We start from the raw sequence: 14,641 nt of genomic DNA, 5'->3' as shown, positions 1-14,641 counted from the left end.
CAAGGTGGCGCGGCGATCTTCCGGCACCAGCGCCAGCACGGGATCATCGGCATTGCCGGCTTCGTCGTCGAAATAGATCCGCGTGTAGAGATGCAGCAGCATGCCGCGCGCGAACACCGCGAGCAGGATATGCGGCGCCTGCTTCTTGCCGTCGGGATCCGGCACCACGCCCGGCTTGATGGTGTCGAACGCGTAGGCGCCGCTGTTGTCGGTGCCGCAGCGGCCAAAGCCCTTGAAGCTCGAATTCGGCAGCGCGCGCTTGTCTTGCGGATCGGAGAAGCGGCCCTGCGCATCGGCCTGCCAGATCTCCAGCATGCAGTCCGGAATCACCGCGCCGTCGCCGTCATAGACCTTGCCCTCGACGCGGATGCGATCACCCGACGTATCCGGCGTCAGCAGATTGTTGGTGAAGGCGTCGTTCCATTCATACTCGCCGTTCGGCGTCAGGCCGTATTTGAAATAGGGGCCGACGGTCTGCGACGGCGTGATTCCATCAGGACGCGGGTTCGACACTTTACTTGGTCTCCATCGGCGTGGCGTTGCGCCCGCGCAGCACGATATCGAAGCGGTAGCACAGCGCCCATTCCGGCTTGGTGTTGTCGAGATCGAAGGACGAGATCATCCGCGCCCGCGCCTTCTCGTCGGTCACCGAGTTGAAGATCGGGTCGAACGGAAACAGCGGATCGCCGGGGAAATACATCTGCGTGACGAGGCGCGAGACGAAGGAGTGGCCGAACACCGAGAAGTGGATATGGGCGGGCCGCCAGGCGTTGTGGTGGTTGCCCCACGGATAGGCGCCGGGCTTGATGGTGATGAACTTGTAATAGCCGTTGGCGTCGCTCTGGGTGCGGCCGGCGCCGGTGAAGTTCGGATCGAGCGGCGCCGGGTGCTGGTCGACGACATGGATGTAGCGGCCGCAGGCATTGGCCTGCCACAGCTCGACCAGCGTGTTGGGCACGCCGCGGCCGTCCTCGTCGAGCACATAGCCGTGCACGATGATCCGTTCGCCGAGCGGCTCGCCCTTGGCCTGGATGGTGAGGTCGTTGTCATGCGCGCGCACGGTCTCATGACCATAGACCGGACCGGTGAGCTCCGAGAGCGTGTGCCGCATCGGGATCAGCGGCTTCTGCGGCGCGCGCTTGATCGAGCTCCTGTAGGCAGGAGACAACCGCGCGGGATGGATGTCGTTCGAATCGACCGGATAGATCAACGTCATGAGCTTCCTCCAATCAGAGCTGCTGCCGCCCGGCAGGCGCCGTCCATCATCAGCCCGGCGCCCTGAAATCGTAGGAGATCCGGCCGGCCGGCAGATAGAACAGAGCGATGACCGCACCACCTCTAACCTCCGGATAGTGCCGGCTGCCAGGATCGGGCGCGGTCCAGCCCGGACCCTGCCAGCCCTGCAGTCCCTTCAACTCGGCGCCCTTGTTGATGGGAACGACGAGGTTGAGTTCGCCATAGGGATGACCATGATATTGCCCGCGCAGCACATCATGATCGTCCCCGTCCTTGAAGCGGCGCGGATCGGTGCTGTTCATGTAGACCGCGGTGATGCTGAACTGGAACGTTTCAGGGGTCGGCTCGAGGATGCGGCTGCGCCGATAGTTCGGACCTTCCACCTCCTGGTTTGCCGCCCACCCCTCCTCGACGCCGGCCTTGATCAGGCGAGCGAGGTCCCGGTAGAGCGCGCTCTCCTCGCCATATGTCTCATTGAGCCATCGCTCCATCGCCACGCCCGGCGTCATGTCCTTGATCTCCCGCAGAAACGGAATGCTGCGTTCGATCAGCTGTTCTCGGCTTCCCATGACTTTCTCCCTCGCCTTGTTGCAGACTAATTCTCAAAACCCTTGAAGGAGGCGAATGCCTCCGCATCCGCGCGCGGCATCAACCGTCCCGTCGTCGGGTCCTTTGCGTGACCGATTGAAATCCCGCAGACCACCATCTGCTCCGCAGGGATCGACAACAGCGAACGCAGCACCTTGTGATACTTCGCGAACGTTTCCTGCGGGCAGGACTGCAGTCCACGGCCTGCCGCAGCCAGCATCACGTTCTGGATGAACATTCCGAGATCGAGCCAGCTTCCCACTTCCAGCCGGCGGTCGATGGTGACGATCAGTCCCACCGGCGCGCCGAAAAATGCGTAGTTCTTTGCGGTCTGCCGGCTCCGCGCCTCGGCGTCGGTTTGGGCGATCCCGAGCGAGCCGTAGAACAGCCGCCCGAACTCCTGCCGGCGATCGAGGTACGGATCTGGCAAGTCGCGCGCGTAGTATTTGTACTCGGATGTGTGCTCGTTTCGCGCGTCCTCATGCGCCCGCAGGAGTGAGGCCGACACCTCGTCCTTGGCCGCGCCCGCGAGCGCGTAGACGTGCCAGGGCTGGATGTTCGCGCCACTCGGCGCGAACCGCGCCACGTCAAGGATCTGCTCGACGGTCCGTCGCGCTACCGCGACGCTGGAGAACTCGCGGCAGGCGAAGCGGCCAACGATGATCTCGTCGATACAGTTTCGCTCCAGTCCAGGTGCCGCGCCTGCGCCGATCACGGCGTCCCGCATCGTCTCCCTCGGACCGACCTCACTCCAGGCTATCATTGTTTTCCTCCCAACCGGGCGGCGGCCATCATGACCAGAACGCGCGAGTACGGAAGTGAAAGTCTCGCAGCTTCATCCTGAACCGCCTTCAGATCGCGCGGCCACGCCAACTCGGCAACGGTCATCAGTATCCGTACGGTTGCAACCGTGAGACACCTGGCCTTAACTGCGCACGATCGCAGCAATTGGCCGGGGCGCGCGATCCGCCTCCAACGAGACCCGCATCGTGTCCGTTTCCTTCAAGACATTGGACCTCAACCTGCTCAAGGTGTTCGACGCCGTCATGGAGGAACGCAGCGTGCTGCGCGCCAGCCAGAAGGTCGCGCTGAGCCAGTCGGCCGTGAGCCATTCGCTGGCGCGCCTTCGCGAGATGCTGGAGGACGAGCTCTTTGTGCGCACGGCAACGGGCATGCAGCCGACGGCACGTGCGCTGGCGATGGCGCCGCAGGTTCGCCAGGCGCTGCGATCCCTCGAGGCGGCGGTCGAGCTTCCGACCTTCGTGCCAGCGGCTTCCACCAAGCAGTTCACGCTGGCAGCCAACGACTTCACCACGATGGTGCTGGCGTCTCCGCTCCTGAAGATACTCGGCCGGGAGGCTCCAGCGATCGACCTGACGATCAAGCCTGTGACGCGGATCGACCTTGCCGAGCAGATCGACCTCGACCGCATCGACGTCGCCATCGGCGTCTTCTCGGACCCGCCGAGCCGCTTCCGCACCGCCCTGCTGTTCGAATATGACGACGTGCTGATCGTCGGCAGAAGGCGCAAGCTCGGCCGGCTCGACAAGGCGAAGCTCGCGAGCTTGCCGCTGGTCGTCGTGTCCTTTGGCGGAGAACAGGAGGGAGCGATCGGCGGCTTCATCTCCGAGCGCGGTCTTGCTCGACGGTCGGAGATGTACGACCGCGCTGCGCTGGAACGGGCACTGTCCGAAAGCGATCGGCCGCCGCGCATCGCGGTCTCCTTGCCGCATTTCCTCGCCCTGCCTGCGCTGCTGGCCGACTCCGGGCTGGCAGCCATCGTGCCGCGCCCGCTGGCAAGAGCGTTCGAGCAGATGCATGCCATCACGACCTGCGAACTGCCCTACGCGACGACGCCGGTGGAGGTACGGATGCTCTGGCACGAACGCGTCGAAGACGAGCCGTCGCACGAGTGGCTTCACGACGTGCTCCGGCGCGCCACCGAGGACCTTCGGCTCGGGCGTTAGCGGATGCCTGGCTCCGTCGCCCTCACTGCGCCGCCATGGCGTTGGACATCGGAACCCAGCGCTCGCCATCGAAGCGTTGCGGCCGGAGCGATGTGATCAGACGATAATCATCCGGGCTGGTGTTGACCGTGATGCCCGGAATGAGCCCTGGAAGGACAACGCCCTTCAGCGCCGGTGGCATGCTTCATGATGTTCTGCCGAGAAAGATCGTCGCCGCAGGCTTCGATGACCTTGGTCATGAGGACGGCGATATTCCATCCGGTGAAGTTGAGCTGATCCTCAATGTCCGCTTCGGGATAGCATTTCTTCATGAAGGCCAGCCACGTCTGACAGGCGGGATCGTCGGCCCATTCGGGATCGCCCACGGACTTCGTCGGCGTCGCCGAGATCGCCCCCTTCGCATTCTGCAGTCCCGCCGGCTTGAGGATGGTCGGACGAAGTTGCTCCCGATCGGCAGGAACTGCTGCGCGCGCCAACCGAGCTCGGCTGCCTTGCGGATCGCCTTCGATGTGAACTTGCCGGTTGACGCATTGAGGAAGACATTGGCGTTGGTGCTGGCGAGCGAGACGACCTTGGCGCGGCCAGCGCCTCCGCCGGGCGCGACGCATGTCATGTCGGCCAGTGCGAGCAACACCGAACCGGCAGAAATGATCGCGGTCTTCGTCGCTGACGAGGGCGCGCAATTGACCACCCTCCTCGACCGATGACGAGGACGTGGCCCGCCGCCGCCAGCGCTGACGTCGTCGATGCGTCAGCCTCACTTCCCTTCTTTTGGTCTTCCTTCGATGCGCACATCAGCGTGCATAGCCATTCTCACGACGTGAGATAGACTCCACTTGACGTTGTCACGGGCGAAATCTCCTTTAACATTCAAACGATAGACTAACTCGTTGAGCGTGTGCGCAGTTTGTACCGATCTCGGCGACCCCACTGCGAGTCTTGATCTAAGATGTTTCGAATTAATCAACTGCGGACGGCGTGCGCGTTGCTTTCCCCGAAAATAAGGTAAAATCTCCGCTTTCGCGGTTCTCGAGCACGATCTCGCCATTCGAATCGGTACAGTCATGACAAGTTGTCGCAGGGACGAGCTTGCTACTGATTTGAAGTCTTTTGGTTGAATAGAATAATCGCGCTGCAGTTGTGAGTGTGAGAATGGGCGAACATCTGTCGGTCAGCACCGGCGAGCTCGACGGCTTCGAGGGGCTTCATCACGCCGTCAAAGGCTCGCACGTCGATGTCATGCAGCTCGAGCGCGGCAAGTTGCGCGGTACCCTGTCCCATGTCGGGATCGGCGATTTCTCGCTCAGCATCGGCACCTTCAACGTCGGCGTCCGTACGCAGCGTATCGCGACCGACGACAAGCTGATCATTGGAATGCTGCTCGGCGCCAGGAGCCGCGTCACGCATTGGGCGTTCGACATGCAGCCGGCCGACGTGCTTGTGATTCCCCCTGCCGTCGAACATGACGGAGTCTTTCAGAGCGCGTCGGCCTATGCAGCGATCCGCTTCGACCTCGCCGAAGTCCCCGCCATATTCGGCGGCGAGCCGCGGCTCAGCGACGCCGAAACCTGGCAAGAGAAGAATCACTTTCGCGCAAACGATGCGATCGGCATGACCGCAGCGGACAGGCTGCCGCAAATCGTCTCATATCTCGCACAGCACCCCGGAGCGCTGTCGGATTCGTCGGCGGAATTCTGGAAACGAACAATCATCGACTGCGTGACCGCGACGGTAGTGACCTCGCTTCCGCCCGACGACTTCGGTCACCTCCCGTCAGCGATGAAGCTGGTGCGGGATGTCGAGGACTATCTGCATGCAGCGGGGACACGGCCGGTCCACGTCTCGGAGATCTGTGCCATGCTTCGCCTGTCGCGCCGCAGCCTGCATCGCGCCTTCCACGAGGTCTTCGGCATGGGTCCGGTCACGTTCTTGCGCCACAAGCGACTGTGCGCGATACACTCCATCTTGCGCGAAAGCAGGCCGGGAGACACCACCGTGACGGAGGTCGCGCTCCAGCAGGGCTTTGGCGAGCTCGGCCGCTTCTCGCAATATTATCGTTTGCTGTTCGGCGAGTATCCGTCGCAGACGCTCGGCTACGCGGTGTAGAGCAACCTCTCGATCCACCGATCGGTCGTCACGACGAATTTCAGCTCAAGGCGTCGCGCGGCAAGTCGCACCAGCGATGAGAAACCGCCCCCGGAACGCGGATGCGCGAACCGTTCGACACGCATTGTCTTTGATATAGGGGAGCGGATGAAGGAAATGGAACTTCTGCATTCAGCCCAACAAATTTCTTGCCGCTCCTCAACGCTTATTCCGGCAATTCACAGCCATTTTGCTCATTGAGATCGCTACAGAATTTCCTGTTGTCAAAGTCGGCCCGAGGACAAAGCGCCTCGACTGGTCGCGATCGGATTGATAAGCCCCGTCCCACAGGGAGTTTTGAGTCGAGTCATGACCGTTGCGATCGAGATGGGGAATACGACCGCAGGCGGCGCAGCGACTCTGGATCTCGAGGAACTGCTGGCGACCCGCCTGCTGGTGCAAGGCAATTCCGGCTCCGGCAAATCCCATCTGCTGCGGCGGCTGCTGGAACAAAGTGCCCAATGGGTCCAGCAGACCATCGTCGACCCGGAAGGTGACTTCGTAACCCTGGCCGAACGCTTTGGCCACCTTGTGATCGATGCCGAAGATCATACCGAGCGGGGTCTGCAGGTCGCGGGCGAGCGATCGCGGATTCATCGCGTCTCCACGGTGCTCAACCTCGAAGGGCTCGACGCCGAGAACCAGATGCGGCGCGCGGCTGCCTTTCTCGGCGGCCTGTTCGAGGTCTCCCGCGACTACTGGTACCCGGTGCTCGTGGTGGTGGATGAGGCGCAGCTGTTCGCGCCGGCGGTCGCCGGTGAGGTTTCAGACGAGGCGCGCAAGCTCTCGCTCGGCGCGATGACGAACCTGATGTGCCGCGGCCGCAAACGCGGACTCGCAGGGGTCATCGCGACTCAACGCCTGGCGAAGCTCGCCAAGAACGTTGCGGCGGAGGCTTCCAACTTCCTCATGGGCCGAACCTTCCTGGACATCGACATGGCGCGCGCGGCCGACCTCCTGGGCATGGAGCGGCGACAGGCTGAGGCCTTCCGCGATCTGGAGCGCGGCCAGTTCATGGCCCTGGGTCCTGCCCTGTCGCGCCGTCCTCTCGGGTTGCGCATCGGTCCAACCGAGACCCAGCCGCGCAATGCACCGGCACGGCTGATGCCGCTGCCTGGAACGACGTTGGAGGACGCGCGCGCCATCATCCTGGCAAGCCCGCCACCTGAAAATGTCAGACCTCAGCGCCGGGCGCCCGCGCCAGACCTCTTGAGCCAACTTATGGCGGCGAAGTCCACGCCGCTGGAGGACGATCCCGAAGCGATAGAGCAACCACTCAGCGCCGAGGAGCTGGCGGAGCGGCGTGAGCGGCTGGACCGCATCCTGAGTGCCATCCTGGCCGAGCCCGACGCCGGCTTCCGTGCCATCGGCGTCCTCTACCAGGAATTCGTGGTTCGCTGCCGCATCGAGGGCCTCGGCTCGGATGTACCGGACCTGGGGGACTTCCGCCGCATGCTGACGCGGGCGCGTGCCGGGCTCGCCACCGACATCGCCGAGGACGAAGCATGGCAGGACGTCTCGGTCCGTGCTGCCATCCTGCCTGAGGACATGCAGGGCGTCTTCATGATGATCGCCCGCGCCGCGAAAGAGGGACAACCCTGTCCGAGCGATGCAGCGATCGCGCGCGCCTACGGCACACATTCATTTCGCCGCGCGCGACGGTTGTTGAGCTACATCGAGGAACAGGGCCTCATCGTCTGCCAGCTCGATGGCGCCGGTCGGCGAATCGTGACGCTCGTCGAACTGGCCTGGGCGACGGCGCCGGGTGACCCCAACGCCGAGGAGCTGCCGGCGGAGGGAAACCGCAGCATCTCCGCCTTGTGATGCGATGGTCGATCCTGCCTCCGATGGAGCGCGTGCCGTCTCTGGCTTGCCTCCGGCACCTGACCACATTTGCTGCGGCCGCAAACGGACGGTGCCTGGCCTTGCTGCTGTGCAACTGAAACCGCGTATGGACTTTGATGCGAAGATGCGATCATGATTGCGACCGCCTCGACCGATTGCAGGTCGGTGAGATGGCCCGGCATCAGCACCATTGGCCATGGAACGATGCCGGACCAGATCACACCGGTGCTCATTTCATTCGTTACGTTCTCGATTTTTTTGGAGCAGAACATTTGGAAGCCGATGGCTCGGCCGGACTCGTCATTGCCTTCATCGTCCGGATAGGACTGCCCTCGTTGCAGATCTCCGAATGGTTCCGTCCGAGCGCGACACCGGCCGACATGCGATGCCGACCTGTCTGTGGGCCGCCCTGCTCGATGATGGCCCCAGCGATGTCCTATGTCTGACGATATCTCACAACTGAACTTTACCGCCGCCGCACGGCTCTACAAATGGCCTTCTCTCGGCAATCTGCGCCGCGAGGATCGTGCGCCATACATGGTTTCCGACGGCACGCTGGATGAATGCATCCGCGAGTTCATGGCCAAGCCGGCAAACTCTCGACACCTCTATGAGATCCGCACAAAAGCCCAGGCGCCGCTGATATCCGATATCTTGTCGCCCGAACATATCGTCGAGTTGTCGCGGCTTCGCGATTTCCTTTGAGCATGCATTTGCCGAAGAGCTCCGCCGCCGCGTGCGGCCTGACGACTGCTCCGACGCGAGACCGGATTGCTTGTCCGCCAGGGTCCAGTTGCAATCGCGGGCCCTCGACAAGCGGGCATTCGCGGTAGCATCATGCACCAGCTTGAGCTGCTCGGGTGGCGACGATCGGCAGTTCTGGGGACCGGACATCAAGAGGCGCCGCATGAAATTCAACGTGGCGATCCTAAGTGTGCTGGCTGCCAAGCCCGAGGAGCGGGTCGCGGTTGATGAGGTCAGCCGCGAGGTCAAGCGCATGATCGCCGCAGGCGATCCAGCGACGCAGTTGGACCGATTGTCCGAGATCGGCGATACCGATGTCTTCCAAGCGGGGTGGGTCTCGATCAACGATGCCGGCATGCAGATCACAAATGAGGGCCTTTCGCTGTGGCGCTCGCTAAACACTCCCCGCGCCGTCACGGCACCCGGGGAAATCGATCTCGATATCCCCGACATGATTGATGATCGCAGGCACGATCATGGGGAGTCCGAATCAAGCGGCTCTGGCGAAGCTCCTGATGGAGGCTCGCGGGACACCCCGGTATTTCCCGATCCGGCATTCGGTTCCGCACCACGAGCAAGCCGAAGCGATTCCCGGCTGGCGGCTCTACTTGGAGTCATCCGCACCGGCATGCCAAGGCTGGCTCGCGGACGGCGGCGTTCCGCGGCGAACGCCTGGGAACAGAAATCAGAGCCTGTGTTTGCGCGGATGACCGGCCTTGCCCTTGCGTGCCTCAGCCTGATAGCGGTCGTTGCGTGCATCACGGCGGCGATCGCGCTTGGCCAGATTTCCTCGCTGAAGTCCGACATCGCCGCGCTCCGCCGTGAGCAGGCGCCGCTGACGGAACGTCTTGCACGGCTCGAACAGGCTGAAAGCGCGAGACGAGATGCCGAGCAAGAGGAAGATGCGCAAGATAGGCGGGAGCCGAGCAAGAATGGTATCGAACAGAGCGCGCTTAGCCTTTCGCGGGACGAGATTCAGTTGATAAGAGAATATATCAAGGCGGCCCCGTCAGCGAGCGGCTCTCCCGTTGCAATCAATGTCGGCGACTCCATTAGCGGTGGAATGATTCCGCTGCCGTCGTCGCTGACGGAGAAGGTGCCGCGGCTCGTGGGCGCCAGGTTTGCGACCCGTAACGGCACGATCATCCTGAGCCTGCGGAACAGCCACCGGGTCGATGCCGTCCTGCCGCCCAACTAGATTGGGCAGCCGCCGCCAGGCACAGGCGCGGCAAACACGACGCCAAACGCGAAGCAATGAGAGGTGTTATTCCGCCGAAGGCTGGTTGTTCGGCGGCCGCTCGATGAACCGCCGGCTGCCGTTGAGGAGCTCGAGGTTGTTGGCGATCACGGGGTTGGTGGGATCGAGCGAACGCGCCTCATCGAACTTTCGCCGCGCCGCGCCCAGATTGCCGCGCAGCATGTACGAATACCCCTGGTCGTTCAGGATCTGGACGGTGCGGCCTCCCAGGCGAATCGCCTGCGCATAGGCCTGGTCGGCAAGATCGAAGCGACGAATGCGATCATAGCTCGCCGCGAGCCCAACCCAGGCCGTCACGTCCTTCGGCGACTTCTCGACCGCGTCCTTGAAATAGCGCTGGGCAATCCCGTAGGCGCCGCGGTTGTAGGCCTCCAGCCCCAACCGCACCGGCTCGTCCGACGGGTAGTATTTGACGTCCGTCGGCTCCTGCACGGGATCCGGGCCACCGGGATCCTTGGGGGCCAAAACGGCGGCCTCCCTCGTCGTGTAGTCACACGCCGCGAGGCCTATCCCCAGCCAGCAACAGATCAATGCCAGAAACAGGCGACGCATCTCGCTACCCCACAGCCCCCGCCGATAGACCGCAATCAATTTCACCAGAACGACCAAAAGAAATGATCCCAATGACGACATGGGCCCGCCTCCGAGGCGACCCCCGTTGACCCTTACCTGCCCCCTGTCCCGACCGGCACCGCTACACCGGACGCAGTACCCGGCGGCAAACCGTTTACGTTGACATTCGTCGTGACGGGCGGCGCCTGGCCCATTGCTATCCCGGGTTCGCTTATGTCGGGAAGCTGATCCACCGGCCGTTGTGTGGCGCCGTAGCGCTTGACGGCCTCACCCGTGCGCCGGGCGTCGTACGCGATCCTGCGGTCGCCAACGTAGCGCGGCCACGGATGGATCGTATGGGTGGCAGCGTTGACCTGCTTGGCATCGCCTGCGGTCATCGTGATGGTGTCGGAGCGCTGGAAATAGCGATCGACCTCGTCGTGACCTGCGACCCCGTAGCATCCCCCGAGCAGCAAGGGTGCGAGCAGAGCCAGATATCTGATGGTCATCTCCTCGCTCCTCTAGTTCAGGGTCTTCACGACCGGCTGCTCCACGGCAGCGGCCGGCACCGGAACGGGCGCGGTGGCAGTCGGAGCGATAATGTGCCCATACGGCCCCTTCAGATTGCCGCCGGAGCTGACATAGTCGTCGTAGCGCTTGCGCACGTCCATCTGGCCGTTGAGGAAGAAATCGACATCGTTGGCCGGCAGGCGGGAGTCGAGCGGCGACGCCAGCTGCTGACCGGGCGCCGCCGGCGCAACCAGGTGCGGCGTGACGATGATGACCAGATCGGTTTCCTGCTGCTGGTACGACTTGCTGCTGAACAGGGCGCCAAGCACGGGCACAGAGCCGATCCACGGCAATTGCGAGACCCCCTGCGCATTTCTGGTCTGAAGAAGTCCGGCGATCGCAAAGCTCTGGCCGTCGCGCAGTTCGACCGTGGTGCGCGCGTTGCGAACCGTCAAAGCCGGAACCGTCGTCCCCTGGATCGTGATCGCGTTGGCGAAATCGAGCTCGCTGACCGATGGCTCGACCCGGAGGTTGATCACGCCGCGTGAGAGGACGGTGGGGACAAACCCCAATTCGACACCAAACTTCTTGTAGTCGATCGTGACGGTGGGAAAGCCGTTCGTCGTCTGGGTCGGGATCGGCACCGGAAATTCGCCGCCGGCCAGGAAGCGGGCGGAGTCGCCAGAAAGTGCGATCAGATTTGGTTCCGCCAGGCTACGCGCCAATCCCTTCGTCTCCAGGGCGGTAATCAGCATATCCACCGAGCCGCCATTGCTGGTCCTGAGAATGCTGGTCAACATACTTGCGAACGGGGCCGGCGATACGCCAGTTGCACCGCCAACGAGGGTACCGATAGTTCCGAGGACCGGAAGGCTGCCGGTGGGAGGAGAGCCAACGGAACCATTGACGCCACCGATCGGCACGCGCGCCGCCGTAGCTGCACCAAGACCGGTGTTCGCAACGTTCGTCCCGTTAGCGTTCGCCGCATAGAGGTTTATGCCGAGATCGCGGCCTGCGTTACGATTGACCTCGAGGAAGCGAACCTCCAACAACACCTGCTGCGGCGCGGCGACGCTCATCGCGTTGACGACAACGCCGCCTTCGGGAACGATGCCTTTGGCGATTGCCATGGCTCGGTCGGCGGTCACGGCGTCGACCGCCGTACCGCTCAGCACGACCTGACCTTCGGACGTCGACACACGAATGCCACGCGCACCCGTGCTGGCTTGGATATTCTGCTGCAGACTGCCGATATCCAAGGTGACTTGGACATCGAGGATGCCGATCTGCTTCATCGCGCTGTCGAACAGAATGACGTTGGTGCTGCCGGTCTTCTTGCCCTGGATGTAGATCAGATGGTCGCTCAGCGACTTCACGTCGACGATGTCAGGCGAGCCCGCGACGATCGTCGAAAACGCCGTATCGACCTTGAAGGTGCGCGACTTGTTGATGGTCACCCTGACGCGCTGGACGTCAGTCATTTCGCTGACGAAGACGCCGCCGGAAGATGCCCGCCGCTCTGCTGCACCTGCGCAATCGGTGGAATGAATCAGCACGAGCGGAGCGCCAAGAGCCATCACGCCCAAGGCGACAAACCTACGTCCCGCGCTACCCCAAACGCGACCGCCACTCATTTCGAATCCCCTTCGCCGTGAGTCTCACGGCCAACTCCGTAGATTTACGGCCCCGGCTTCCCGATCACTCTCCTTCGTGCACCACGCTGTAGAGCTTACAGTCTGTCCGACTACAAATAGTTACTTGCGAATTCCCATTCCCGGCACGCTGAACTGAGGTGCACATCAGTTCCGGCCGAACACTCCCGGCCGCGTGCCAGCCGCAAAAAATACGGCACCAAGATCATCATCCGCCCCCCGCCCCCTTTGCAAGGAGAGTCCACAACCACGCCGCGGCAACGCGGGAGAAAACTCCCCGATGTTGCCAGCGCGCACCACTTTCGGTACCTGGCGGGGCGATCCACAGCCGGCCCGATGGGCACGGTCGCCCCTTCGCCGACAGCCCGCCCCACAATGTCCGGCGAATCGTCCACCATCCGGCAGGACGCCTAGAATGGAATCTTTGTGGACGCGCTCGGCGCGTTCAAGGACGTTCCCCAGATCGGCATCATCATAGTGAAGCCCGACTGAGACGCCGTCACGGTGAGCGCGGAGGTCCCCGCGGTCGTGCTCACCGTAGGCGTAAGACCAGCAGCATATAGGAAAGGAGCAACGGTCTGCTTCTGTGTGGTCGTCAGATAGTCACCCGTGCAACCGGATGGTGATGTGGCCGCCACGACGGCAGGTGTATAGCAACTGATCATGTTCGCCCGAGCACCCGCATCCGCAAGCATGCGCAGCGATTGCATCGTGATCGCATACCGTCCGAAATCAAAGATGGCGAAGATCAGCGTAAACAAAGGCACAGCAATGAGGCAGAACTCAAGGGCCGCGACACCCCGCTGGTCAAGCTTTCTCATCACTGCACCAAACGCACGGTCTGGACATTGGGCTGCACGGTAGAGGTCGAGGCACAACCTGAATTGTCCAGCGTCGTATTGCCTGTAAAATTCACCTGCAATGCGATCACCTGGTAGCAACCGGGACTGGGGGCAGATGAAGTACTATTACCTCCATAGTTCAAGGCAGCCTTTGGCGCATAGACCGTGCCATCGAAGTAGCTCGTCGAACTGCCACTGATGTTGACGCTTTGATTTTTCGTCGTGGTCTCACCATCATAGATGACAACGCCAGTCAGCAAAGCCAAGGCCGACGCAGACAACGGCCCCGCAGGAGACGTCACCGCCGTGAGTTGGATCGTCGGTCCTCCGTTGATCTTCAGGGATCCGTTTCCGAAGATGACCAGGGTGGCAGTTCCAGTTACCGATGTCGACGAGCTACTTATTGTGACGCTGCCGTTGAAGTAGTAGGTGCCGCTTAGGGAGCCGCTTAGGGATACATTACCATCATTATAGCAGGAACCTGCTTCATACGACATCGGCTGTGATTTTGTACTGCACTGCTTGTTCGGAAAATCCGACGTCTTCAACGCCGATATCGCCGTGTTCAACGCACTCAGTGGATCAGGTATCGACTGCTGATACGTCTTTACGCTATTGCATTGGGTGCCGCCCGTCTGGGAGCAGTTGCCCACGGCGTAGCTTGGCGCATTGACCTGGATGCCGTTGTTGCCCGTAAACCCGATTGCATTGTCGGCGCTACTGTCCGCCGCAATGCCGCAATCTGAGGAAGATACAGTCGGGCTTCCCTGAAACGTAATGGTTGTTAATGCCAAAACGCAGGGTGGCTTCGCCAGCGTGTCGACCTGTGCGACGGCTGTCGCGCCGATCGTGACGGAGGACAGACCGAGCACCTTCGCAAGGTATGTCGGCTGCTGCTGGCTGACGGTGGCCTGAACAAAGTTTCCACTCGCCCCGTTCCAGGACGTAAGCGAGGCGATTGTGACGGTCTGAGTGATGCTGCTCGGAAGCGTCACACACCGGCTACCCGGATAGGACGCCGTGTCGCCGTTGTTGCAGAAGGTGTTCTGCGCCGCGAACTCCTTGCCGCGATAGTCCATCGTTTGGGTGTCGGCAGTGCAGATCGACGGGGCGAGCGAGCAGGCCACCCACATGCCGCCCGAATAGGCTGCCGCATCGGCAGCATTTTGCGCACGTTGCTGGGTAACGTACCACGATCCCGCCTCGCCTCCGAGCGCCATCACCCCGATCAACGGGATCAGGGCAATCACGGTTGCGAATGCGGCTGAACCTCGACGGCAACGGAGCAGGTTACGCATGGAA

At 62.4% G+C, this 14,641-nt stretch carries 16 protein-coding genes and 1 pseudogene; 6 read left to right on the top strand and 11 right to left on the bottom strand.

Going from position 1 to position 14,641, the window contains the following annotated elements; translation table 11 throughout:
• The 5 genes from pcaG to AS156_RS45630 all read right to left on the bottom strand — a co-directional run.
• On the bottom strand, positions 1-513 hold a 513-nt coding region (pcaG, locus tag AS156_RS18005; RefSeq protein WP_066505331.1), incomplete at its 3' end, for a protocatechuate 3,4-dioxygenase subunit alpha.
• A 1-nt stretch (position 514) separates the two neighbouring features.
• A complete protein-coding gene (gene pcaH / locus AS156_RS18000) occupies positions 515-1,216 on the bottom strand; it encodes a protocatechuate 3,4-dioxygenase subunit beta (protein ID WP_066506934.1) in 702 nt (233 codons plus the stop codon).
• Between the two features lie 49 nt (positions 1,217-1,265).
• On the bottom strand, positions 1,266-1,805 hold the full coding sequence (locus AS156_RS17995) for a 4-hydroxylaminobenzoate lyase (RefSeq protein WP_066506931.1): 540 nt from the start codon (positions 1,803-1,805) through the stop codon (positions 1,266-1,268).
• Positions 1,806-1,831: 26 nt separating this feature from the next.
• Positions 1,832-2,587 (bottom strand): nitroreductase, encoded by a 756-nt coding sequence (locus AS156_RS17990; RefSeq protein WP_245312909.1) that lies wholly within the window; start codon positions 2,585-2,587, stop codon positions 1,832-1,834.
• Positions 2,584-2,712 (bottom strand): hypothetical protein, encoded by a 129-nt coding sequence (locus AS156_RS45630; RefSeq protein ID WP_283807928.1) that lies wholly within the window; start codon positions 2,710-2,712, stop codon positions 2,584-2,586. Before AS156_RS45630 ends, AS156_RS17990 begins: the two co-directional genes overlap by 4 nt.
• Positions 2,713-2,813: 101 nt before the next feature.
• Here AS156_RS45630 and AS156_RS17985 point away from each other — a divergent pair, with 101 nt between their 5' ends.
• The gene (locus AS156_RS17985; protein ID WP_066506929.1) at positions 2,814-3,791 is read left to right on the top strand and encodes a LysR family transcriptional regulator; all 978 of its coding nucleotides are present in this window, start codon (positions 2,814-2,816) and stop codon (positions 3,789-3,791) included.
• 107 nt (positions 3,792-3,898) lie between these two features.
• On the opposite strand, the gene AS156_RS46030 is transcribed toward AS156_RS17985, so the two are convergent.
• Positions 3,899-4,156 carry a hypothetical protein gene (locus tag AS156_RS46030; RefSeq protein WP_136626284.1) on the bottom strand — a complete coding sequence of 86 codons (258 nt, stop codon included), beginning with the start codon at positions 4,154-4,156 and terminating at the stop codon, positions 3,899-3,901.
• A 225-nt stretch (positions 4,157-4,381) separates the two neighbouring features.
• Here AS156_RS46030 and AS156_RS46025 point away from each other — a divergent pair.
• The 5 genes and pseudogenes from AS156_RS46025 to AS156_RS17955 form a co-directional block, all read left to right on the top strand.
• Positions 4,382-4,498: pseudogene (locus AS156_RS46025) on the top strand (cupin domain-containing protein); the annotation flags it as partial.
• Between the two features lie 445 nt (positions 4,499-4,943).
• Positions 4,944-5,897 carry an AraC family transcriptional regulator gene (locus AS156_RS17970; RefSeq protein WP_066506920.1) on the top strand — a complete coding sequence of 318 codons (954 nt, stop codon included), beginning with the start codon at positions 4,944-4,946 and terminating at the stop codon, positions 5,895-5,897.
• Positions 5,898-6,245: 348 nt separating this feature from the next.
• Entirely contained in the window at positions 6,246-7,760 is a 1,515-nt protein-coding gene (locus AS156_RS17965; protein WP_066506918.1) for a helicase HerA domain-containing protein, read from the top strand.
• Between the two features lie 459 nt (positions 7,761-8,219).
• A complete protein-coding gene (locus AS156_RS17960; RefSeq protein WP_066506915.1) occupies positions 8,220-8,486 on the top strand; it encodes a hypothetical protein in 267 nt (88 codons plus the stop codon).
• A gap of 202 nt (positions 8,487-8,688) precedes the next feature.
• The gene (locus AS156_RS17955) at positions 8,689-9,723 is read left to right on the top strand and encodes a hypothetical protein (RefSeq protein ID WP_136626283.1); all 1,035 of its coding nucleotides are present in this window, start codon (positions 8,689-8,691) and stop codon (positions 9,721-9,723) included.
• Between the two features lie 66 nt (positions 9,724-9,789).
• Here the strand turns inward: AS156_RS17955 and AS156_RS17950 are convergent, their stop codons facing one another.
• The 5 genes from AS156_RS17950 to AS156_RS17930 form a co-directional block, all read right to left on the bottom strand.
• On the bottom strand, positions 9,790-10,374 hold the full coding sequence (locus tag AS156_RS17950; RefSeq protein WP_245312907.1) for a tetratricopeptide repeat protein: 585 nt from the start codon (positions 10,372-10,374) through the stop codon (positions 9,790-9,792).
• Positions 10,375-10,448: 74 nt separating this feature from the next.
• Positions 10,449-10,844 carry a hypothetical protein gene (locus tag AS156_RS17945; protein WP_066506906.1) on the bottom strand — a complete coding sequence of 132 codons (396 nt, stop codon included), beginning with the start codon at positions 10,842-10,844 and terminating at the stop codon, positions 10,449-10,451.
• 12 nt (positions 10,845-10,856) lie between these two features.
• Positions 10,857-12,479 (bottom strand): type II and III secretion system protein family protein, encoded by a 1,623-nt coding sequence (locus AS156_RS17940; protein ID WP_066506903.1) that lies wholly within the window; start codon positions 12,477-12,479, stop codon positions 10,857-10,859.
• Between the two features lie 428 nt (positions 12,480-12,907).
• Positions 12,908-13,318: a TadE/TadG family type IV pilus assembly protein gene (locus AS156_RS17935; protein WP_245312905.1), complete on the bottom strand. Its 411-nt coding sequence runs from the start codon at positions 13,316-13,318 to the stop codon at positions 12,908-12,910.
• Positions 13,318-14,637, bottom strand: a complete 1,320-nt coding sequence (locus AS156_RS17930) for a pilus assembly protein TadG-related protein (protein WP_066506897.1) — start codon at positions 14,635-14,637, stop codon at positions 13,318-13,320. Before AS156_RS17930 ends, AS156_RS17935 begins: the two co-directional genes overlap by 1 nt.
• Positions 14,638-14,641 lie beyond the last annotated feature (4 nt).

Source organism: Bradyrhizobium macuxiense, from assembly GCF_001542415.1.
GTDB classification, from domain to species: domain Bacteria; phylum Pseudomonadota; class Alphaproteobacteria; order Rhizobiales; family Xanthobacteraceae; genus Bradyrhizobium; species Bradyrhizobium macuxiense.
Note: the sequence above shows the minus strand (reverse complement) of the source record. Positions and strands in the feature narration are given on the sequence as shown.

Excerpts from the sequence above, each read along its gene's own strand:
- AS156_RS17965 (WP_066506918.1), top strand. The coding sequence starts at position 6,246 with ATGACCGTTGCGATCGAGATGGGGAATACGACCGCAGGCGGCGCAGCG.
- AS156_RS17990 (WP_245312909.1), bottom strand. The coding sequence starts at position 2,587 with ATGATAGCCTGGAGTGAGGTCGGTCCGAGGGAGACGATGCGGGACGCC.
- AS156_RS17960 (WP_066506915.1), top strand. The coding sequence starts at position 8,220 with ATGTCTGACGATATCTCACAACTGAACTTTACCGCCGCCGCACGGCTC.
- AS156_RS45630 (WP_283807928.1), bottom strand. The coding sequence starts at position 2,712 with ATGACCGTTGCCGAGTTGGCGTGGCCGCGCGATCTGAAGGCGGTTCAG.
- AS156_RS17995 (WP_066506931.1), bottom strand. The coding sequence starts at position 1,805 with ATGGGAAGCCGAGAACAGCTGATCGAACGCAGCATTCCGTTTCTGCGG.
- AS156_RS17930 (WP_066506897.1), bottom strand. The coding sequence starts at position 14,637 with ATGCGTAACCTGCTCCGTTGCCGTCGAGGTTCAGCCGCATTCGCAACC.
- AS156_RS17935 (WP_245312905.1), bottom strand. The coding sequence starts at position 13,318 with ATGAGAAAGCTTGACCAGCGGGGTGTCGCGGCCCTTGAGTTCTGCCTC.
- AS156_RS17945 (WP_066506906.1), bottom strand. The coding sequence starts at position 10,844 with ATGACCATCAGATATCTGGCTCTGCTCGCACCCTTGCTGCTCGGGGGA.
- AS156_RS17940 (WP_066506903.1), bottom strand. The coding sequence starts at position 12,479 with ATGAGTGGCGGTCGCGTTTGGGGTAGCGCGGGACGTAGGTTTGTCGCC.
- AS156_RS17955 (WP_136626283.1), top strand. The coding sequence starts at position 8,689 with ATGAAATTCAACGTGGCGATCCTAAGTGTGCTGGCTGCCAAGCCCGAG.
- pcaH (WP_066506934.1), bottom strand. The coding sequence starts at position 1,216 with ATGACGTTGATCTATCCGGTCGATTCGAACGACATCCATCCCGCGCGG.
- AS156_RS17970 (WP_066506920.1), top strand. The coding sequence starts at position 4,944 with ATGGGCGAACATCTGTCGGTCAGCACCGGCGAGCTCGACGGCTTCGAG.